Source organism: Pseudooceanicola sediminis (assembly GCF_003575965.1).
Taxonomy (GTDB): Bacteria; Pseudomonadota; Alphaproteobacteria; order Rhodobacterales; family Rhodobacteraceae; genus Pseudooceanicola; species Pseudooceanicola sediminis.
This window is the reverse complement of the sequence record NZ_QWJJ01000008.1, coordinates 21,990-43,536: the sequence shown is the minus strand read 5'-3', so window position 1 is coordinate 43,536 and position 21,547 is coordinate 21,990. Positions and strand designations below refer to the sequence as shown.

Genomic DNA, 21,547 nt, shown 5'->3' with positions numbered 1-21,547 from the left:
GTGACCAGGACCCCAGTGATAACGGCCAGCGGCCTGGATCTGACCTTCGAGACGAATGATGGTCCGGTCCAGGCGCTGCGCGATGTGAACCTTGAGATCGAAAAGGGCGATTTCGTCAGCTTTATCGGCCCTTCGGGCTGTGGAAAGACTACGTTCCTGCGCACAATTGCGGCGCTTGAGACCCCGACAGGGGGCGAGATCACGGTCAATGGGATGCACCCGGAAGAGGCCCGCAAGGCGCGCGCCTACGGCTATGTCTTTCAGGCGGCGGGCCTTTATCCCTGGCGCACCATCGCGGGGAACATTCGGCTGCCGCTGGAAATCATGGGGTTCAGCAAGGCCGAGCAGACCAGGCGCGTGGCCGAGGTGCTGGAACTGGTCGACCTGGAGACCTTCGGCAGGAAATTTCCCTGGCAATTGTCCGGCGGGATGCAGCAGCGGGCCAGCATCGCCCGGTCATTGTCGTTCGATGCCGATATCCTGCTGATGGACGAGCCGTTCGGGGCGCTGGACGAGATCGTGCGCGACCATCTGAACGAAGAGCTGCTGAAGTTGTGGGCAAGGACGGGCAAGACCATCGGCTTTGTGACGCATTCGATCCCCGAAGCGGTCTACCTATCGACCAAGATCGTGGTGATGAGCCCGCGCCCCGGGCGTATCACCGATGTGATCGAAAGCCCGCTGCCACGAGAGCGCCCGCTGGATATTCGCGATTCACCCGAGTTCCTGGAGATCGCGCACCGCGTGCGTGAAGGTTTGCGTGCGGGGCACGCCTATGACTGATCCCAGCTGCGCCGTGCCTTGCCAGGCGCCCGTCCGCGCAGGTCCTGCGAAGGGCAACATGGGGGCACCCGGCGGGGTGACGGGTTGCGTGACATGGACGGGGTGGCGGCGATGAAATGGTTTCTGCCGGTGCTGAGCGTGGTCGCGGCCATTGTCGTCTTCTGGTACCTTGCCTGCGTTCCAATGAACGTGAAGTTCGCGATGATGACGGCCGAGCGCCAGGGCGTGGTCGTCAGCCCCGAGGGTGTGCAGGCGCGTCGCGACATGTCAGCCATCCTGCTGGCGGTGCGTAATCCTGTGGTCTGGGCCGATACCTGGACGCAGGACAAGCCCCGCCTGCCGGCCCCGCATCAGGTGGTGGCCGAACTGTGGAAGACCACGGCCGAGGTGAAGCCTACCTCCAAGCGGTCGCTGGTCTTTCATGCCTGGGTGACGTTGTCGGCGACGCTTGCGGGGTTTGTCATCGGGGCCGGTGCAGGGATCATCCTGGCGGTCGGTATCGTGCATTCCCGCGCCATGGACATGAGCGTGATGCCCTGGGCCATTGCCAGCCAGACCATCCCGATCCTGGCCATTGCGCCGATGATCATCGTCGTGCTGAATTCGTTCGGCGTGCAGGGATTGCTGCCGAAGGCCATCATCAGCGCCTATCTGAGTTTTTTCCCGGTTGTCGTCGGCATGGTCAAGGGGCTGCGTAGCCCCGGCCCGATGGATCTGGATCAGATGCGCACGTGGAGCGCGACGCGGGCCCAGACGTTCTGGAAACTGCGTCTGCCCGCCAGCGCACCTTACCTGTTTGCCTCGCTCAAGATCGGGGTGGCGTCATCGCTGGTCGGCACGATCGTGGCCGAACTGCCGGCGGGTGGAGGCCAGGGGCTCGGGTTTCGCCTGCTGTCTGGCAGCTACTATGGGCAGACCGTGCAGATCTGGGCCGCCCTGTTCGCCACGGCGATACTGGCCGCCGGGCTGGTGGCGATCATCAGCGGGATCGAGCGCGGCACCCTGAAACGGATGGGGTTGGCATGACACTGGTGATTGCTGCATTCGTCCTCTGGGCGCTGGCATGGTGGTGCAATGTCTGGCTGGCCAACGGGCCAGCGCGCGACATGGCCGCAACCCGCCTGGCAGTGCCCCTGATTTTTGGCCTAACACTGTTGGCCATCTGGGAGCTGGTGGTCCGTGGCCTGGGCGTTTCGATGGTGATCCTGCCCGCGCCGAGCGTCATTGCCGAGAAGATCAGTACCAGCCTGCCGATCCTGTGGACCGATTTCGTTCAGACGTTCATCAAGGGGGCATTGTCGGGGTATCTGATCGGTATCGCGGCGGCGTTCGTGGTGGCGGTCATCGCTGACCGGAGCAGTTTCCTGCGTCGCGGACTTTTGCCCGTCGGATCGTTCGTTGCCGCCATGCCGATCGTCGGCACCGCGCCCATTCTGGTGATGTGGTATGGGTTCGACTGGCAGTCCAAGGCGGCGGTCGTCGTGGTCATGGTGTTCTTTCCGATGTTGGTGAACATCACGGCGGGTTTGCAGGAAACCACCAACATGCAGCGCGACCAGATGAAAACCTGGGCGGCGAGCTATTGGCAGGGCTTTTGGAAAATGCGTCTGCCCGCTGCGATGCCGTTTATCTTCAACGGCTTGAAAATCTCGTCTACGTTGGCATTGATTGGCGCCATCGTCGCGGAATTCTTTGGCTCGCCAATATCGGGAATGGGGTTCCGCATCTCGACCTCGGTGGGACAACTGGCGCTGGACATGGTCTGGGCCGAAATCTTTGTCGCCGCCCTGTCGGGATCGGTCTTCTACGGGGTCATCGCCCTGATAGAGCGGGGGGTGACCTTCTGGCACCCGTCGCAACGCAAGTGAAAACATAAGCAAGTTATAAAAACCAGCACGGGAGCTAAGAGATGAAAAAGATGATCGCAGGGGCAATGACCCTGGGCCTGGCGACAGGTCTGACCGCCGGTGCGGCCTCGGCCGCCGATGAGGTGACATTGCAGCTGAAATGGGTCACGCAAGCCCAGTTCGCGGGCTACTACGTGGCAAAGGACAAGGGGTTTTACGACGAGGAAGACCTGGACGTGACGATCAAGGCCGGTGGCCCGGATATCGCGCCCGAGCAGGTGATTGCCGCCGGCGGTGCCGACGTGATCACCACCTGGATGGCCGCTGCGCTGGCCGCGCGGGAACGTGGTGTCGACCTGGTGAATATCGCCCAGCCGTTCAAGACCGGTGGCCTTCAGGTCAACTGCCTGAAGTCCAGCGGGATCGAGACGCCGGCAGATTTCCCGGGTCACACCATGGGCGTCTGGTTCTATGGCAACGAATACCCGTTCTACGCCTGGATGGCGTCGCTGGGGATCGAGACGGACGGTGCGGACGACAACGGCGTCACGGTGATCAAGCAGGCGTTCAGCGCCGACCCGCTGATCCAGGGGCAGGCCGACTGCATTTCGACGATGACTTACAACGAATATCGTCAGATCCTTCAGGCGGGCATCACCGAGGATGAACTGGTGACGTTCAACTACCTCGACGAAGGCTTTGGCATGCTGGAGGACGGCCTCTACGTGCTGGGTGACAAGTTGGAGGATCCGGCCTTCAAGGACGAGATGGTGCGGTTCGTGCGCGCCTCGATGAAGGGCTGGAAATACGCCGAGGAGCACCCGGACGAGGCCGCCGAGATCGTTCTGGAAAACGACGAGACCGGTGCGCAGACGCTGGACCATCAGGAATACATGATGGGCGAAGTTGCCAAGCTGACCGCAGGTTCCAATGGCGCACTTGATCCCGCGGATTACGACCAGACGGTCGCGACCCTGCTGAAGGCGGTTTCGCCGGACAACCCCGCGATCACCAAGGAGCCCGAGGGCGCCTATACGCTGGACATCACGGACGAAGCCCTGAAGTAAGGGCATCTTGAAACGATAGTGGAAAAGGGCCGGGCATTGCGCACCGGCCCTTTTGCTGTCAGTAAATTTATAATGAAAATTAACGAGATTGATCAGGTAACCTTGTTCAGGTGGCGAGAGTGCAGGGGGCTGAACCGCTGAAACACGACAGCGAAAAAGGCGGGCCGATGCGGCGTTCGCGCCCCGTGCAGGTGGCCGACCAGATCAAGGATTGGGTGGTCGAGCAGGGGTTGCGCATGGGCGACCGCCTGCCGGGCGAAACCGAGTTGATTGACCGTTTTGCCATGTCAAAGGGCACGATCCGCGAAGCGATGCGCATTCTCGAAGCACAGGGATTGGTCAAGACGCGTACCGGTCCCGGTGGCGGCAGTTTCGTGCACGAGGTGTCGAGCGAGCGCGCCCGCGCGCTGCTTGGAAATTATTTCTATTTTCGTGACCTGAGGCTGACCGACATCTACCAGATGCGGCGGCTGCTGGAGCCTGAATTGGCGGCGTCGCTTGCCGGCACGCTGAGCGACACGCAGCTGGCTGCGCTGAGTGCCGTGGTCGAGAGCTATGATGCCCCCTCGGCCACCGAGGAGGAGGAGCGCGAACAGCATGTCGCGTCGTTGCGGTTTCATCAGCTTCTCGCTGGATATGCGCGCAACGAACTGCTGGGGTTCGTCATCGGGTTCATGGCGCAGATTCTCAGCGACCTGACGGTTTACCGCCACCTCTATGCACCGCCGAACCGGGAGCTGTGGGAGCGTGGCCGGGCCTACCAGCTGGAGCTGATCGAGGCGCTGCGGATCGGGGATGCAGAACGTGCGCGCCTGGTCATGGCCGACCACATGGCCACGGCCGAGGGATTGATGGAGGGGCAGGAAGCCCTGATGCTGAAACGCTTTCTGAATACCTGAGCCACGACGCCCTGGTCACTTGCCCTGCATATCGGTCGGCACCGATGCGTTGAGCCGCGCGAGATCCTGATCGGTGGGGGCGCGAAAGGGGGCCTGCCGTGTCGGTACCAGGTAGGACCAGTCCGCGTAAGGCCGTGCCGTCGCCCGCCCAAGCAAGCCCGCCAGGTCGCCCAGCGGCGTTTCCGAGTAATCGATACGCAAGTTCAGCGGCGGCATGTCCGGCCCGAGGCAGAGCATCGCGGAGGACATCAGGCCGCGACTGTCACTGCCTGCTTTTTCACCAGCCGTCAGTGCCGCCAACAGCCTGTCGGGCAGTGCGCCGGTGGTCGAGACGAACGTGGACAGTACCGCGTCGAGGACCGATTCGCTGGTCAGCATGTTCCCGGACACGATGACGCCGCTTGCGCTGCGACTGGCGCAGGCAGGGACCGATGCCTCGCCGGTGAACGCGGCCGTTCCCCCCAGCACATCCAGTGCAGCAAGTTGCCTGTGCGCCCGCCCCGGATCGGGGGTGGTGACGCGCGATACCGCCTGCGCGGCAGAGCTGCCCGCCTGCATTTCGTCCAACGCAGCCTCGCCCCAGAGCGTTGAGGGCGCAGTGCCCTGGCTGGCGGTCAGGCCCGCCTCGACACGTCCGCGCAGCACCCAACCGCCGACGCAGAGCGACCCGGTGGCTGCGGCGCCGCCGATCCTGCCTGTTTCGGCATCACGGGCGAGAATGGAAAACGTCATCGGCGAACCTCCGGATTACTTGCCTCTTGAATTTATCATGAAAATTTGCGTGACTTCAATTTATCATGATTAATAAGTGAAGCCCGCGACAGAGGAGTGGCTCATGACACAGGGATTTCGCAATTGGACGCGGCGTGGCGTTCTGGCAACCGGGGTGGCGATGTCGCTGGCGCTTGGCGCGATGTCCCCCGCAGCGGCGCAGACGCCGCCCGGGGTTCTGATCATCGGCCAGATTGCCGAGCCGAAGGCGCTGGACCCGGCGGCGGTGACAGCCGTCAATGATTTCCGCATTCTGATGAACGTCTACGACGGGCTGGTGCGCTATAAATCCGGCACGCTGGAGGTCGAACCGGCGTTGGCGACGGATTGGGACATCAGCGAGGATGGGACGGTCTATACCTTTCATCTGCGCGAGGGGGTCAAGTTCCACGATGGATCGGATTTCGATGCCGAGGCGGTCAAGTTCAACTTTGACCGGATGCTGAAAGAGGATCACCCTTTCCACGACACCGGGCCGTTTCCGCTGGCGTTCTTCTTTTCCTCGGTCGAGGAGGTCAGCGTGGTCGATCCGATGACGGTCGAGTTCACGCTGAACGCGCCTTATGCGCCGTTCCTGTCGAACCTTGCCTATCCGACCGGTCTGATCGTTTCGCCTGCGGCGGTCGAACAGTCTGGCGGTGATTTCGGTCGCAATCCCAGCGGGACGGGCCCGTTCCGCTTTGCGGAGTGGAAGTCGAATGAACATGTCATCCTGAATGCGAACCCCGATTACTGGGATGGCGCACCGGCATCCGAAACGCTGGTCTTCCGTCCGATTACCGACGCAAATACCCGCACCGCCGAGATGCTGGCAGGGGGTATCGACCTGATGGTCGAAGTCCCCCCGGTGGCCCTGTCCGAATTCGAGGGCGACCGCTACAAGGTTTTCGAGCAGGCCGGCCCGCATGTGTGGTTCCTGATCCTGAACGCCAAGGAAGGCCCGTTTGCCGACAAGCGGGTGCGACAGGCGGCGAACTACGCGGTCGACAAGACGGCGCTGGTCGACAATGTCCTTGAAGGCACGGCCGAGGTTGCGGCAGGTCCCACACCGCCCGCCTTTGCCTGGGCCTACAACGAGGATCTGGAGCCTTACCCGTATGATCCCGAAAAGGCCAGGACACTGCTGGGCGAAGCCGGAAATGAGCACCCGGAGGTGACCTTTTTCGTCACCGAAGGTGGGTCGGGGATGCTGGACCCCATCGCCATGGGGACCGCCATTCAGGCCGACCTGAAGGCCGTGGGCTTTGACGTCAAGATCGAAACCTACGAGTGGAATACCTTTCTGGGCGAAGTAAATCCCGGCCTGGAAGGCAAGGCCGACATGGCCGAGATGGCCTGGATGACGAATGATCCCGATACGCTGCCCTATCTGGCGCTGCGCAGCGACGCCTGGCCAGACAAGGGCGGCTTTAACTCCGGCTATTATTCGAACGCGGAGGTCGACACCCTGCTGGAAGAGGCACGGGTTGCAACCGATCAGGACGAACGCGCACGGCTGTACAAGAAGATGCAGACCATCGTGCAGGAAGACGCGCCCTGGCTGTTCGTTGCCAACTGGAAGCAGAACGCCGTCGCCAGCGAGGCGGTGGAGAATTTTGCGCTTGAGCCGTCGTTCTTTCTGCTGCTGAAAGACGTCGCCAAGAACTGACGCCAGGCGGAAGGTATGGCCGGAAAAGCTGCGCCGGAGAAGCTGCGCCGGAGAAGCGATGCCGGTCTGCTGAGACAGGACCACCGCGGCCGGTGCCCAAAGGCCAGGTGCCAATGCTCGAAAAGGGGCCGCCCGCGAAAGGTGGGCGGCCCATCCGTAAAAGTCAGGGCCGCGATTGCCGCCCCAGCCGGAAAGTCCCCACATGACCGGTTACATCCTGAAACGACTGCTGTCGGCCATTCCGGTTCTGTTGGGAATTACGGTGATCGTTTTCCTGATCATGGCGCTGATCCCGGGCGATCCGGCCCTGGCGATCCTGGGCAGCTATGCGACCCCGGAAAACGTGGCCAAGCTGAACCGGGATCTTGGCCTCGATGCGCCACTGGTCGCGCGGTATTTCATCTGGCTTGGCAATATGCTGCAAGGTGACTTCGGGCAGAGCTTTGCGTTGAACCGCCCGGTTCTGGACGAGGTGCTGGAGCGGTTCAGCGCGACGCTGCTGCTTGCGGGCGTGTCCTTCGTGCTTTGCGCGGTGCTGGGCATCGCGGCGGGCGTGATCAGCGCAGCGCGTCAGTATGGGATGGCTGACAAGGCGATCACCTTTGTCGTGCTGCTTGGCATTTCCATCCCCAGCTTTTTCCTTGGCATGATGATGATCCTGATCTTTGCCGTCGATCTGCGCTGGTTTCCGGTGTCGGGGATGAAGATGGCCTATGGTGGGGGTGGTTTTGTGGATGTGGCCCGGCACCTGGTGATGCCCGCGCTGGCGCTGTCGGTGGTCGCAACAGGCGTCGTGGCACGATTGTCGCGCGGGGCCATGCTGGAGGTGCTGCGGCAGGATTACATTCGGACGGCGCGCGCCAAGGGCGTGGGCGAAGGGCGGGTGATCTGGGGTCATGCGTTGCGTTCGGCCATGGTCAGCATCATTCCCGTGCTGGGCATTCAGGCGGGCTTCGTGCTGTCCGGCGCGGTCTATATCGAGATGGTGTTTCAATGGCCCGGTGTCGGCCGGATGCTGGTCGATGCCATCCTGAAACGCGATATCCTGCTGGTGCAGGGCGGCGTGGTTTTCGTCGCCGCCTGCTATGTGCTGTTCAATATCGCGGTCGATGTCGCACAGAGCCTGCTGGACCCGAGGATCAAGACATGACGCAGTTTCTTGCCCTGCTGTTGCGCAATCGCCTGGCGGCGGCAGGCGGGATTGTCCTGTTGGTCGTCGTCGTGCTGGCGGTGCTGACGCCGGTGCTGCCATTGGCCAATCCCGATGCCACCGATACGGCCAACCGGTTTCAACCGGCCCTGAGCCGCGCGCATCTGCTGGGAACCGATCACCTGGGTCGCGATTTGCTGAGCCGCCTTTTGTGGGGGACCCGGCTAAGCCTTGCCGTGGGCTTTGCCGCCGCGATCTTTGCCGCGACCCTTGGCGCGGCCATCGGGATCATCGCGGGGTATTTTGGCGGGCGGACCGACAACCTGATCATGCGGGGTGTCGATATGCTGATGGCCTTTCCCTATATCCTGTTGGCGCTGGCAATCGTGGCGGCACTGGGTCCCGGGCTTGGCAATGCGCTTATCGCCGTGGCGGCGGTGAACATCCCCTTTTTCGCGCGCAACATTCGCGGTGTTACCGTCGGGCTGGCGCACAAGGAATTTGTCGACGCGGCGCGCCTGTCCGGCCTGGGACACGGGCGCATCATCCTGACGGAGATCCTGCCCAACGTCGTTCCGGTGATCGTGATCGCCATGTCCACGACCATCGGCTGGATGATCCTGGAAACCGCCGGCCTGTCGTTCCTGGGTCTGGGATCGCAGCCGCCGCAGGCCGACCTCGGCTCCATGCTGGGCGAGGCGCGTTCGGCGCTGATCACGAACCCGCTGACGTCGATCGTGCCAGGGGCGATGATCCTGGTGATTGTCATGGGGATCAACCTGCTGGGTGACGGGGTGCGCGATGCCCTGGACCCTCGGCTGCGCTCTGGTGCGTTGACGCGGCCGATGCCGGCGACGCGGGTCGACCGCCCGACACCCCCGCCTGCCGAGACGGAGGAGGGCGGAGCCGTTCTGGCGCTAAGTGATCTTCAGACGCAGTTTCATGTCAAGAAGAGGGTCTACAAGGCCGTGGGCGGTGCCAGCCTTGCGGTCAGGCCCGGGGAATGTCTGGGCATCATCGGTGAAAGCGGATCGGGCAAATCCGTCACTGCGCTGAGCGTCATGGGGCTGGTCGCCTCGCCCCCCGGCGTGATCACTGCGGGGGCCGCCAGGTATGACGGACAGGACCTGATCGGCGCACGTTACGAAACCCTGCGCCGCCTGCGCGGCGACCGCATTGCGTATATCTTTCAGGATCCTCTGGCGACGCTGCACCCGCTTTACAAGGTGGGTGACCAGCTGGTCGAGGCGATCCGTTGCCATCGCACGGTAAGCAAGGCCGAGGCATGGCAAAGGGCGATCGATCTGCTGAAGCAGGTGCGCATTCCGAATGCCGAAAGCCGAGCCAGCAGCTTTCCGCACGAGATGTCGGGCGGGATGCGTCAGCGCGTCGGGATCGCCATGGCGATGGCCAATGATCCGGATGTCATCATAGCGGACGAGCCGACCACCGCGCTGGATGTCACGGTGCAGGCCCAGATCCTGTCGCTGCTGAATGATCTGCGGCGCGAACGCGGGCTGGCAATCGTCTTTATCACGCACGATTTCGGCGTGGTGGGCCAGTTGTGCGATCGGATCGCAGTGATGTACGCGGGCCGGATCGTGGAACAGGGGCCGACGGAGGCCATTCTAACCACACCTGCGCATCCCTATACCCGTCGCCTGATTGCCTGCGTCCCGGAGCTGGGCGAGGGGCGTCGCAAGCTGGAGGCGATACCGGGCTTGCCGCCCGCCGTGGATCGCCTTGACCCCGGCTGTGCGTTTGCGCCCCGATGCGAGAAGGCCCGCGCGGCCTGCCTGACGGGAGAGATCGCCTTGGCTGGATCGGGGCAGCGTGCCGTACGCTGCCTGTTTCCCGAAACCGAAATTCCGAGCGAGCAAAGCGCATGAGCGATGTTCTGAAACTGGAGCGACTTTCAAAGAGCTTTCCCGTCGGCAAACGCCTGTTCGGCGCGCCCAAGGGCGTGGTGCATGCGGTCCGGCCCGTCGATCTGGTCGTGCAGCAGGGCGAAACGCTTGGTATTGTCGGGGAGAGCGGCTGCGGCAAGTCCACGCTGGCGCGGATGCTGGTGGGGCTGCTGCCGGCAACGACCGGACGGATCGAGATCAACGGCGAACCGCTGAACACGGCGGACCCGGCGGCATTCGGCAGGAAGATCCAATATGTCTTTCAGGACCCCATCAGCTCCCTCAACCCGCGCAAGACCATACGGCAGGTGATGGAGGCGCCGTTGAAGCGATTGCATCGGATGGACAGTGCCGCCCGTGCCCGGCGGATTGCCGAGATATTCGCCAGCGTGAATCTGCGCGAGGACTTCCTTGATCGCTACCCGCACGAGTTTTCGGGCGGGCAGGCGCAACGGATCGGTATTGCGCGCGCCCTGGCGGCGGAGGCGAAGATCCTGATCCTGGATGAGCCGGTCTCGGCGCTGGATGTATCGGTGCAGGCTCAGGTGCTGAACCTGCTGGGTGACCTCAAGTCGCGCCTGGACCTGACCTATCTGTTCATCAGTCACGACCTTGCCGTGGTCGAGGCGGTGTCGGATCGCGTCGCGGTGCTTTATTTCGGCTCGGTCGTGGAAATTGGCCCGGCCGAGGATATCTTTCGCGCGCCGCGTCATCCCTATACGCGCCTTCTGGCGCAGTCGGCGCCGGTCGTGGGGCGCCCGTTGCGTGCGCCGGAGGGGCGCGAGACCGAGTTGCCGGATCCGCTAAACCCGCCCACAGGCTGTGCCTTCAGGGCGCGGTGCCCGCGTGCGACAGAGCAGTGCGCAGCCGTCGCGCCGGATCTGACAGCTGGCGCGGATACGGACCACCGGGTGGCCTGTTTCCATCCGCTTTGAAGTCAGGTGTCGGGCGCGATCCTGACGGAGGCGTCGAGCCAGGGATATGTGCTTTGATCAATTTCCCGGGCCATCGCGCGCAGCAACGCCCGCAGATCCGCGGCGATCTGGGCGGGGACATCGCCCAGGATGCCGGCCCGCGCCGTCAGCACGATACGGCGCGACAGAGGGGCAAGTGGCAAAGGAAAGATATCGAGTTGCGCCATCAGTCTGCGCGCCCTGAGAAGAGCCAGCGGTGGCAGGATCGTCCAGCCGGTACCGCCTCCGACGAGGGCCAGAATGGCGTGGTAACTGTCCAGTTCGAACCGGTGGTCCAGCCGCAGGTTCTGTTGTTCAAGGTGCGTGGCGATCAGGCGCCCCATGTAGTGGCGTGTCGTGTATTGCACCATGGGCCGCGTCTTGAGCTGGGCCAACAGGTCGGAATCGGTGCGCAGTGATCCACGCTGCGTGGCAACGACCAGGCCTTCGGTCAGGACGGGATGCACTTCGGCCCAGGGTTGTGGCGTGCCCATCTCGGCGGCGACGATCACGTCCAGAGCTTCTGCGTCCAGCTGATCATGCAGGAAGTGGCTTGCGCCCGTTTCCAGCAGGAACCGGCAGTCGGACAGCACGTCGGACATGCGGGTCAGCAGGCGCGGGGTCACGTCCGCCTCGAAATCCTCGATCACGCCGAGCCGCAGACGCGTGAGCGCGGGGGCATCGGACACCGCCAGTTCCGCGCGGGCCTGTGCGGCTTCGTTCAGGATGGATTGAGCGCGGCGGCGAAATGCCTCGCCAGCCGGGGTCAGGGTCACGGGGCGGGCCGAGCGCATAAGCAGCGTCGCATCCAGCGCGGTTTCCAGATTTGTCAGTTGCTGGGACACCGCCGAGGGGCTTGCCCCCAAGCGGCGCGCGGCAGCGGTGATCGAGCGTTCCTCAGCCGTGGCCACGAAGACTTCGATCCCCCACAGGGTGATCCGTCCTGGGCTGCCGGTCATGACGCGCTCAGCTCAGCTTGTTCAGCTTTTGCTGCAACTCGGCCAGTTGCTTCTTGATCAGGGTCAGGTCCTCATCGCTCGTCGTGGTGGACGGGGCCTCGCCCTCTTCACGGCCAGGGCCGCTCCAGCTGCCGGAGAAGCTGCCGGTCATCGCCTTGATGAAGGCTTCTTGCTGAGCCTGCATCGCGTCAAAGCCTGGCATGTTGGCCATGATCGGATTCACCGTTTTCATGTTTTCCATCATCTTCGACTGCCCGTCGCGCAGCATCTCGAAAGATGCGGCAAGGAACTGTGGAACGACGGAACCCGCGGTGCCGCTGTAGCTGCGCACGAGATCGATAAGAACATTCAGTGGCAGAACATTTTCGCCCCGGCTTTCGTGTTCCGCGACGATCTGCAACAGGTATTGCCGCGTCAGGTCGTCGCCTGATTTCAAATCGACGATCTGGACTTCGCGGCCTTCACGGATGAAACCTGCGATATCCTCCAGTGTCACGTAATCGCTCGTCTCGGTATTGTAGAGACGGCGCGAGGCGTAACGTTTGATCAAAAGCGTGGAGTCACTATTGGCCACTGGCGTACCCTCCCGAAAATGCAGCGCTGCAGCAAAGCCTAGTGCACTGTCAGACAAAAAGAAAGCGCAGAGACTCTCGCCTCTGCGCAATTCAAAAACACCCTGAAACGTGACCCGCGAAACAGGCTTAGGTCAGTACGCTGGCGTACGGTATGGCCCCGTTCCACAAACAAATAGGACGGGTCCGAGGACCCGCCCTTCTTGATCGCGCCCTGTCAAAGGGGGAGGAGCACTGGGGCGCAAATTCCTTGGGAGGAAAGGAATTACTTAGCTGCGGTTTTCTTGGCCGCGGTCGTGGCGTCCTTGGTTGCTTTCTGCATCGCTGCCGAAGCTTCCTCGGTCATGTCCTTGCCGGCTGCCATCATCAGTTCGACGGTGTCGGTCTGAACTTTCTTGGCAATCTCAGCGAAGGCCGCCATGTTTTCTGCCGACATTTCGGCGTAGGCCGACGCGAAATCGGTCATTGCCTTGGCATAATCGGCCGGTTCGCTTTTGGCTTTGGACAGCTCGGAGATCTTGGTCAGGGCTTCCTTGGTCCATTTGGTCGACAGGTCCGTGGATTTGCCGGCTGCTTCAATCGCGACGCCGGAGAGCTTTTCGCCCAGGGCTGCCTGCGTTTTGAAGGCGTCTTCCATGGAGGACGTATCAACAGGGAATGCGCCCATGAAGTCTTTCATGATCTCGGAGAAATCTTGTGTCTTGGCCATGTCTAAAATCCTCTTCTTGGTGCGGGGCATACTTTGCATCCCGCTAGCTTTGGCGTTGACCCCAATATGAATGCTGCGCCGCAGCAAATCAAGTATTTTTTCTGCGGCGCAGAAAACTCCACAATCATAGGGAGATAGGATGCGTCTACTTTGGCAGGGGTGCCGCCACGTAAGTTCCCGGTGCCGGGCAAAGCGGCGGATGAGACGAATCGCCGGGCGTCCTGGCGGGAACCATCGAGCCGGATTTGCCCGCCAGCCATTCGCCCCATTTCGGCCACCACGATCCGTCGGTAAAGGTCGCGCCATCCATCCATTCCTGCGCCGTCTCGGGCAGGGCGGCATTGGTGTAGTGGCCGTATTTCTTTTTCGACGGTGGATTGACGATCCCGGCGATGTGACCCGATTGCGAAACGATGAACGTTCGATCCTTGGACTTGGTCTGCATGAAGCCGCGATAGGCGCTGCGCCAGGCCGCGATATGATCCGTCTCGCAGGTAATGGCGCAGATGGGGACGGTGACATCGCTGATGTGCAGATGTTCGCCCAACAGGTCCATGCCATCAGTGGTGAATTCATTGCCCTGGCACAGCCGGCGCAGGTACTGCACCGCCATGCGCGCGGGCAGGTTGGTACCGTCGCCGTTCCAGTACAGCAAATCAAAGGCCGGCGGTGCCTCGCCCAGCATGTAGGATCGGATCGCAGGCTGATAGACGAGGTCGTTTGAGCGCAGAAAGGAAAACGTGCGCGACATGATGTGACTGCGCAGGATGCCGACCTCGCGCACATCTGCCTCGATGCCGTCGATGAAATCGTCTTGCAGGAAGGGCGTGAAATCGCCCTGATCCGAGAAATCCGTCAGCGTGGTAAAGAAGGTGGCCGACTTGACGGAGCGATCCTTGCGTTTTTTCAGCAGGGCCAGAACAAGGTTCAGGGTGGTGCCGCCAATGCAATATCCGACGGTGTTGACCTGCTTCTGGCCGGTGATCTGCTTGACCTGCTCGATGGCGGCCAGATAGCCGTCTTCGATGTAGTCCTCCAGCCCGACCTCACGGTAGGTCGCATCCGGGTTGACCCATGACACCACGAACAGGGTAAAGCCCTGGTCGGTAATCCACCGGATGAGCGAGTTCTTTTCCTTGAGGTCGAGGATATAGAACTTGTTGATCCAGGGCGGAAAGATGATCAGCGGTGTGGCGTGGACCTTTTCGGTGCCTGGCGCGTATTGGATAAGCTCGATCATGCGGTTGCGATAGACCACTTCGCCCGCCGCGGTGGCGACGTTTTCGCCCAGCTTGAACGCGCTGTCGTCCGCCAGCCGCACCAACATTTCGCCATTGTTGTGTTCAAGATCGGCGACCAGATTTTCAAGGCCCTTCACCAGGCTTTCGCCATCGGTTTCAATCGCGCGCTCCAGCGCGTCGGGGTTGGTGGCTAGAAAATTCGTCGGCGCCATCAGGTCGACGATCTGGCGCGCGAAATAGGCCAGGCGGGCCTTTTCGACCGTGCTCATGTCCTCGGCATCCTCGACTGCCTTGGCGACGGCGCTGGCGTTCAGCTGGTACTGCTGCTTGATGTAGTTGAAATAGGGATGCGTTTTCCACAGCGGGTTGCGAAAGCGCGGATCATCGGGGCCGGAATCGCTGGGTGCCTGCAACTTTCCCGCTGCAAATGCCTGCTGCGCCTCAAGAAAATGCTTTACCGAATTGCCCCAGTATTCCAGCTGATGTTCAAAGATGCGCGCGGGGTTTTGCAGCATCTCGCTCCAGTAGGCGCCCGCGGCCTTGGCGAACAACGATGGATCCGGGCCGTTCAGTTCGGGGCGGCTGCCCTGCTTTTGCTGTAGCGCAGCAAGAAATCTTTGCGTGAGAGCGTCCACTCTCGCCAGGTTTTCATTGAGTTTTTCGAGGTTTTCTCCAGAAGTCGTCACGTCGCCAACTGTCTCTTGTGTTGTCATGTTAACGATTCCCCTCTATTTTCTGCTTTGCAGCATGTGGCGATCCGGGTGATCGGTCGTATCAGGATACCACCTTTCCGCCATGCCCATGTTACCTAACCGCCGGGTTTTGCCCCGCAAAAAGGAGACGCCTATGCGCTTTATGGCAAGCTACGACCTTATGGAGACCATGCGCAATACCCAGCAATGGATGGGCGCGTCGGCGCTGAGCTTTGCGTCCTACCCGGCCTTCGCGCTGGCGTCGAACCCGATGCTGACGATGATGTCTGCCTGGGGCGAGGTGACCGAGCGGGCGTTCAAGCGGATGGTGATCAAGCCGGATTGGGGCATTCATTCGGTCGCCTGCGAGGATGGCCGCGACCACCTTGTCAGCGTCGAGCAGGTGATCACCCGGCCCTTTGGCGACCTGATCCATTTCCGCGTCCAGGACCGGGCCGAGCGGGCCCGCAAGGTTCTGCTGGTCGCGCCGATGTCGGGGCACTATGCGACGCTGCTGCGCTCGACCGTGGTGTCGCTGCTGCCCGACTGCGAGGTCTATATCACCGACTGGCACAATGCCCGTGACATCCCGGTCAGCGAGGGCAAGTTCGATATCGAGGATTACACCCTGTACCTCGTTGATTTCATGAAGGAGCTGGGGCCGGAGATCAACGTCATCGCGGTGTGCCAGCCGGCGCCTCTGACGCTGGCGGCAACGGCCTATCTGGCCGAGATCTTTCCCGAGGCGCAGCCCAGCACGCTGACCCTGATCGGCGGTCCGATCGATCCCGACGCGACCCCGACAGAGGTCACCGATTTCGGCAACCGGGTCCAGATGGGCCAGCTGGAAGAGATGATGATTCAAAGGGTTGGCACCAAGTACAAGGGCATCGGGCGGCGCGTCTATCCGGGGCTGCTACAGCTGACGTCCTTCATCTCGATGAACGCGGATCGTCATGCCAAGGCATTCAACGAACAGATCTTTCGCGTGGCCCGCGGCGAAGCGTCGGACCACGATCCGCACAATCGCTTTTACGATGAATACCTTGCGGTGATGGACATGACGGCAGAGTTCTATCTGTCGACGGTCGAGCGGATCTTCAAGAACTCCGAGATCGCCAGCAATACCTTCACCATCAACGGGCATCAGGTGGATATCGGCAAGATTACCGACGTGGCCGTCAAGACCGTCGAGGGCGAGAAGGACGATATTTCCGCGCCGGGTCAATGCGTTGCGGCGCTGGATCTGCTGACCGGGCTGGATGCGAGCAAGAAGGCCAGCCACCTTGAGCCGGGCGCGGGGCACTATGGCATCTTTGCCGGATCGTCCTGGCGCAACAACATCCGACCCCTGGTGCTGGAGTTCATTGACCAGAACGCGGGCAGGAAACAAGGCCCCAAGGCCAAGCTGACCGCCGTGACCTGAGCCGTGACCTGAGGCTGCCAACTGCCCGGAAACAAAGGGAAATGCCTGCGCTGGTCGCGGGCATTTTTCGTATCCGGGGCCGTCAGATCAACAGCGACGCGGCGCCTTCGAGCCGCAACAGGGCGATCTTGGTTTCGACGCCGCCCTGACCAGAAAAACCGCCCAGGCCATTGGCCCCCAGAACGCGATGGCAGGGAATGATCACCGGGATCGGATTGCCGCCGCAGGCCTGCCCAATCGCCTGCGCCGGGCGATCCAGCCGACGCGCGATGTCGCCATAAGTCATTGTTTCACCATAGGGAATGCCCTGCATAACCGTGCAGACGGCGCGTTGCAGATCCGATCCTGCGACGCGCAGCGGCAGGTCGAAGGTGCGAAGCGTTCCGGCGAAATAGGCACGCAGTTGATTAAGCGCCGTCGCCAGCAGCGGCGTCGGCGCGGGCCCCCCAAGGTCTGCCTGCCCGAGGCACCAGGACAGGCGCGTGATGGCGCCGTCTTCTTCGGTCAGGCGAAGAGGGCCGGTCGGCGTGTCGAGGCAGGCTGTGGGCATCTTAACCTTTCCGGTGCGCACGAATCACGGGGCAATTTCAGCTCGATTTCATGTCGGTACCTACGTCGGTATCACGTCGGTATTCGTGCGGCGATCTTTCGGTGTGTCGCCGGGGCAGGCCAGATGAACGCAGCGTTCGCGCCGCGGTGCAGCATGGGCCAAAGGTTAACGCGGCTGCACAAAACTTGGTCATCCTGTGGCGGCGCGACCCGGGCGCGGCATCGCCCTGTGTGACCGCCAGACTCACGACAAGGCGGAGGGGCAGGGCGGCGGGGCAGATCGGCGCGGCGATTCAGCACCGATTCAAGATTTCGGTCATCTTTGCCGGTCAGGTTTGTCTTACGTGTTCAGCAGCGGGAAAGGAGCCGGTGACATGATCGAGATACAGACCTCTGTTCGCATCGTGACGCCGGTGGAGCCACGCGCAAGCGTGGCCGGTGCGGACCCTGACACCCGGACGGTGGCGGGGTCCAACGCGCTGGTGCCGCCGGTCGAGGCGATGGCCGCGATGGAGCCGGTGGGATTGCTGGCGCTGCCGGTGCCGGGACGTGCACCGGATCGGGCGCCGGAGAATGCCCCGGGACCGCATGACCGGGTGCACGAGGCGCTGGCCCATCATGACGCGCTGCCCGATCCCGCAGATCAGGCCGAGCGCGCCGAGGAGTCTTTCAGCAACAACGCGCCGCGCATGGACCCTGTCAGCCTGTTTCAGGGATTGGTGGCGCAGGCCAGCCGTGCGGGCGACAGCGGGTCGGACAACGCGTTCCAGATCTATGCGCTGGTACAGCAACTGGCGACATTGGTTCAGCCAAGGGTGCGGCTGGCCGCCTGAGCGCAGGTGTGGCCCTGACATGCAAAACCCCCGGCAGTCGCGCGGACTGCCGGGGGTTTCGCGTTTCAGGTCAGGGGTGGGCCGGGCGTCGCGTCAGCCGAGCGCCTCGTCACAGCGCCCACATACGCCGGCGTGCGCATGGGTGCCGACGTCGGGCAGGATCTTCCAGCAACGTTGGCATTTCTCGCCCTCTGCGGCGTCGAACACGACGGCGATGCCGGGCACCTCGGCCATGCGGAACGCCTCGGCCGGGGCCGGATCGGCGGTCAGGCTGAGACCCGAGGTGATGCAGACATCCTCGAACGCGACGGATTTCAGGGCCGCCAGCGTCTCGGGGTCGTCGACATGCACCACGGGCGCGGCCTCAAGCGAGGCGCCGATGACCTTTTCCACCCGTTGCAGTTCCAGCGCGGCCGTGACGACGCGGCGGGCCTGACGCACCTTGGCCCATTTCGCCGCCAACGCGGGGTCGCGCCAGTCCGACGGGGTATCGGCGAAGTCGGTCAGGTGGATCGAGCTGGTGTCGCCGGGGAAGCGTTCAAGCCAGACTTCCTCCATCGTGAAGACCAGGATCGGCGCAAGCCAGCTGGTCAGGCGGTGGAACAGAAGGTCGAGCACGGTGCGGGCCGATCTGGCGCGGAGCGTGTCGCCGTCGCAATAGAGCGCGTCCTTGCGGATGTCGAAGTAGAAGGCCGAAAGCTCGACCGTGGCAAAGTTGAACACGGCCTGGAAGGTCGCCTGAAAGTCGAAGGCGCGGTAGCCGGTGCGCACGACCTCGTCCAGTTCGGACAGGCGGTGCAGCACCCAGCGTTCCAGTTCGGGCATGTCGGCGGGGGCGACGCGGTCTTCCTCTCGGAAATCACCGAGGCTGCCGAGCAGGAAGCGCATGGTGTTGCGCAGCCGGCGGTAGCTGTCGGCGGTGCCTTTCAGGATCTCGTCGCCGATGCGCTGATCGGCGGTGTAATCCGTCTGGGCGACCCAGAGACGCAGGATGTCGGCACCGTATTGCTGGACGATCTTTTCCGGCACGATGGTGTTGCCGAGAGATTTCGACATCTTGTTGCCCTTGGCATCCAGCGTGAAGCCATGGGTGACGACATTGCGGTAGGGCGCGCGGCCCAGGGTGCCGCAGGCCTCGAGCAGGGAGGAGTGGAACCAGCCGCGGTGCTGGTCGGTGCCCTCCATGTAGACATCTGCGATGCCGTCCTCGGTGCCGTCAGCCCGGTCGCGCAGCACGAAGGCGTGGGTCGAGCCGCTGTCGAACCAGACGTCGAGCACGTCGAACACCTGATCGTAGGCGGCGGCATCGGCGGCGGTGCCGATGAAGCGTTCCTTGGCACCGGGGGCGTACCAGGCGTCTGCGCCCTCGGCCTCGAAGGCCTCGGCGATGCGGGCGTTGACCGCGTCGTCGCGCAGCAGGTAGTCGGCGTCGGTCGGCAGGGCACCCTTTTTCACGAAGCAGGTCAGCGGCACGCCCCAGGCACGTTGCCGCGACAGCACCCAGTCAGGCCGGGATTCGATCATCGAATAGAGCCGGTTGCGGCCCGATGGCGGGGTGAATTTCACCAGCTGGTCGATCGAGGTCAGGGCGCGTTCGCGGATGGTCTTGCCGTGGGTGTCATTGCCGCCCGCAGGCTTGTCGATGGCGGCGAACCACTGTGGCGTGTTGCGATAGATGATCGGCGCCTTGGAACGCCAGGAGTGCGGGTAGGAGTGCTTGATCTTGCCGCGCGCCAGCAGGCCGCCGACCTCGACCAGCTTGGCGATGACGGCGCCGTTGGCGTCGCCTTCCTTGCCGTTGGGTTTCAGGATCATCTTGCCGCCGAAAAACGGCAGGCTGTCGCGGAAGGAGCCGTCGTCCATCACGTTGTAGGTGATGACCTGCTCCAGCATGCCGAGATCGCGGTAGAGCTCATACTCCTCCATCCCGTGGGACGGCGCGCAATGCACGAAGCCGGTGCCCTCGGTGTCGGTGACGAAGGGGGCGGCGCGGAAATCGCGGATGTCGTCCCATTCGCCCATGCCACCCTCGGCCCCGTGGAGCGGGTGGGTGAGCGAGATCTTTGCCAGATCGTCGGGCGTCACATCGCACAGGCGGCGATACATGGTGTCGTCCAGACGGGCCCGGCCCAGCACGTCGGCGGCCAGGTTGTCGGCCAGCAGGTAGCGATCCCCGATGTTGACCCAGCATTCCTCGGGGCGGCCGGTGATTTCGTACAGACCGTAGGAGATGTCGGCGCCATAGACGACGGCCTTGTTCGACGGCATCGTCCAGGGTGTCGTGGTCCAGATCACGACATAGGCGTCGTCGAGCGTGGCGTCACCGGTACCGACGACCTTGAACTTGACCCAGATCGTCGGGCTTTCCTTGTCGTGATATTCGACCTCGGCCTCGGCCAGGGCGGTCTTTTCAACGGGCGACCACATCACGGGCTTGGAGCCCTGATAGAGCGTGCCGTTCATCAGGAACTTCATGAACTCCTCGGCGATGACACGTTCGGCGTGGAAGTTCATCGTCAGGTAGGGATCGGCCCAGTTGCCGGTGATCCCGAGGCGCTTGAATTCGTCGCGCTGGATGTCGACCCAGCCTTCGGCAAAGCGGCGGCATTCCTGGCGGAAGTCGACGACAGGCACCTCGTCCTTGTTCTTGCCCTTGGCGCGATACTGCTCCTCGATCTTCCATTCGATGGGCAGGCCGTGGCAATCCCAGCCGGGCACATAGCGGGCGTCGTGGCCCATCATCTGGTGCGACCGTACGATCATGTCCTTGATCGTCTTGTTCAGCGCGTGACCGATGTGCAGGTGCCCGTTGGCGTAGGGGGGGCCGTCATGCAGGGTGAAGGAGGTCCGGCCTGTCTTTTCGCGCAGGCGGTCATAGACGCCGATCTGGTCCCAGCGGGCGAGCCATTCCGGCTCGCGCTTGGGCAGGCCCGCGCGCATCGGAAAATCGGTCTTGGGCAGGTTCAGGGTGGACTTGTAGTCCGGCGTTTCGGCGGTGGTGTCTGGCGTGTCGGCGCACATCTTTGGCGATCCGTTCTCTCATGTCGAAATGTCAGGAAGAGGGGGCGGCGCGGTCTGTCCATACGCCTTGTCCCGGCGGCTCAGAAGGAGAGCGCCGGGCCGGTAATTCGAATGATGATGGCGAAAGCATTTGTCATCCTGCGGCGCTTATACGCGCGGGACCTGTGAGCGTCCAGAGGGGGTGCCGCCCCTGTCGGGCATCCGACGGCGGCAGCGCCTGCCCGACGCCCGGGCAGGGGGGTGGCGCATCTGCGTCGTCTTGTGCAGGTCGTGTGCGAAGGGGGGGCGTGGGCGCGCGGTTCGCCCCATCCGCGCGGCCCCACCAGCACCGAGGCGCCTGCATTTCCCGGGCCGGAGTGCGCCGGTTGTGACCCCATTGTGCCAAGCCCTGCGACAGGCCCCGCCAAAGGCCCCGATACAGGTCCCGGGCCAGCCGCGCGGCGGGTCGGGCGCGGCGTGCGCAGGGCGGGCGAACCTGTCAGGGATTCTGCGGGGTTAGCGGCGCGCGGAACGGTGCCGC

18 protein-coding genes are annotated in these 21,547 nt (G+C 63.0%); 11 read left to right on the top strand and 7 right to left on the bottom strand.

Annotated features, from left to right (window positions below):
• From DL237_RS10370 to DL237_RS10350, 5 genes are all read left to right on the top strand, one after another.
• Positions 1-783: an ABC transporter ATP-binding protein gene (locus DL237_RS10370; protein WP_119399005.1), complete on the top strand. Its 783-nt coding sequence runs from the start codon at positions 1-3 to the stop codon at positions 781-783.
• Positions 784-894: 111 nt separating this feature from the next.
• Positions 895-1,809: an ABC transporter permease gene (locus DL237_RS10365; protein ID WP_119399148.1), complete on the top strand. Its 915-nt coding sequence runs from the start codon at positions 895-897 to the stop codon at positions 1,807-1,809.
• Positions 1,806-2,651 (top strand): ABC transporter permease, encoded by an 846-nt coding sequence (locus DL237_RS10360; protein WP_119399004.1) that lies wholly within the window; start codon positions 1,806-1,808, stop codon positions 2,649-2,651. Before DL237_RS10365 ends, DL237_RS10360 begins: the two co-directional genes overlap by 4 nt.
• A 41-nt stretch (positions 2,652-2,692) precedes the next feature.
• On the top strand, positions 2,693-3,697 hold the full coding sequence (locus DL237_RS10355; RefSeq protein WP_119399003.1) for an ABC transporter substrate-binding protein: 1,005 nt from the start codon (positions 2,693-2,695) through the stop codon (positions 3,695-3,697).
• Between the two features lie 185 nt (positions 3,698-3,882).
• Entirely contained in the window at positions 3,883-4,596 is a 714-nt protein-coding gene (locus tag DL237_RS10350; RefSeq protein ID WP_119399147.1) for a FadR/GntR family transcriptional regulator, read from the top strand.
• Positions 4,597-4,611: 15 nt separating this feature from the next.
• Here the strand turns inward: DL237_RS10350 and DL237_RS10345 are convergent, their stop codons facing one another.
• Complete coding sequence (locus DL237_RS10345) at positions 4,612-5,328, bottom strand: DUF1028 domain-containing protein (protein ID WP_119399002.1); 717 nt, start codon at positions 5,326-5,328, stop codon at positions 4,612-4,614.
• A gap of 103 nt (positions 5,329-5,431) precedes the next feature.
• Here DL237_RS10345 and DL237_RS10340 point away from each other — a divergent pair, with 103 nt between their 5' ends.
• From DL237_RS10340 to DL237_RS10325, 4 genes are all read left to right on the top strand, one after another.
• Positions 5,432-7,015, top strand: a complete 1,584-nt coding sequence (locus tag DL237_RS10340) for an ABC transporter substrate-binding protein (RefSeq protein ID WP_119399001.1) — start codon at positions 5,432-5,434, stop codon at positions 7,013-7,015.
• Positions 7,016-7,217: 202 nt separating this feature from the next.
• A complete protein-coding gene (locus DL237_RS10335; RefSeq protein WP_119399000.1) occupies positions 7,218-8,165 on the top strand; it encodes an ABC transporter permease in 948 nt (315 codons plus the stop codon).
• Positions 8,162-10,054: a dipeptide/oligopeptide/nickel ABC transporter permease/ATP-binding protein gene (locus DL237_RS10330; RefSeq protein ID WP_119398999.1), complete on the top strand. Its 1,893-nt coding sequence runs from the start codon at positions 8,162-8,164 to the stop codon at positions 10,052-10,054. The genes DL237_RS10335 and DL237_RS10330 overlap by 4 nt, the downstream gene beginning before the upstream one ends.
• Entirely contained in the window at positions 10,051-11,007 is a 957-nt protein-coding gene (locus DL237_RS10325; protein WP_119398998.1) for an ABC transporter ATP-binding protein, read from the top strand. Before DL237_RS10330 ends, DL237_RS10325 begins: the two co-directional genes overlap by 4 nt.
• Positions 11,008-11,009: 2 nt before the next feature.
• Here DL237_RS10325 and DL237_RS10320 read toward each other — a convergent pair whose 3' ends face one another.
• From DL237_RS10320 to DL237_RS10305, 4 genes are all read right to left on the bottom strand, one after another.
• Positions 11,010-11,984, bottom strand: coding sequence for a LysR family transcriptional regulator (locus tag DL237_RS10320; protein WP_119398997.1), 975 nt, complete (start codon positions 11,982-11,984; stop codon positions 11,010-11,012).
• 7 nt (positions 11,985-11,991) lie between these two features.
• Complete coding sequence (phaR, locus tag DL237_RS10315; RefSeq protein ID WP_119398996.1) at positions 11,992-12,558, bottom strand: polyhydroxyalkanoate synthesis repressor PhaR; 567 nt, start codon at positions 12,556-12,558, stop codon at positions 11,992-11,994.
• 263 nt (positions 12,559-12,821) lie between these two features.
• On the bottom strand, positions 12,822-13,265 hold the full coding sequence (locus DL237_RS10310) for a phasin family protein (protein ID WP_119398995.1): 444 nt from the start codon (positions 13,263-13,265) through the stop codon (positions 12,822-12,824).
• Positions 13,266-13,410: 145 nt separating this feature from the next.
• Positions 13,411-15,219 (bottom strand): PHA/PHB synthase family protein, encoded by a 1,809-nt coding sequence (locus DL237_RS10305; RefSeq protein WP_119398994.1) that lies wholly within the window; start codon positions 15,217-15,219, stop codon positions 13,411-13,413.
• Between the two features lie 133 nt (positions 15,220-15,352).
• Here DL237_RS10305 and phaZ point away from each other — a divergent pair, with 133 nt between their 5' ends.
• Positions 15,353-16,624 carry a polyhydroxyalkanoate depolymerase gene (gene phaZ, locus DL237_RS10300; protein ID WP_119398993.1) on the top strand — a complete coding sequence of 424 codons (1,272 nt, stop codon included), beginning with the start codon at positions 15,353-15,355 and terminating at the stop codon, positions 16,622-16,624.
• A gap of 82 nt (positions 16,625-16,706) precedes the next feature.
• Here phaZ and DL237_RS10295 read toward each other — a convergent pair whose 3' ends face one another.
• Entirely contained in the window at positions 16,707-17,174 is a 468-nt protein-coding gene (locus DL237_RS10295) for a methylated-DNA--[protein]-cysteine S-methyltransferase (protein WP_119398992.1), read from the bottom strand.
• Positions 17,175-17,547: 373 nt separating this feature from the next.
• On the opposite strand from DL237_RS10295, the gene DL237_RS10290 reads away from it, so the two are divergent.
• A complete protein-coding gene (locus DL237_RS10290; protein WP_119398991.1) occupies positions 17,548-18,006 on the top strand; it encodes a hypothetical protein in 459 nt (152 codons plus the stop codon).
• Between the two features lie 93 nt (positions 18,007-18,099).
• Here DL237_RS10290 and ileS read toward each other — a convergent pair whose 3' ends face one another.
• Positions 18,100-21,027, bottom strand: coding sequence for an isoleucine--tRNA ligase (gene ileS / locus DL237_RS10285; protein ID WP_119398990.1), 2,928 nt, complete (start codon positions 21,025-21,027; stop codon positions 18,100-18,102).
• Positions 21,028-21,547: the final 520 nt, after the last annotated feature.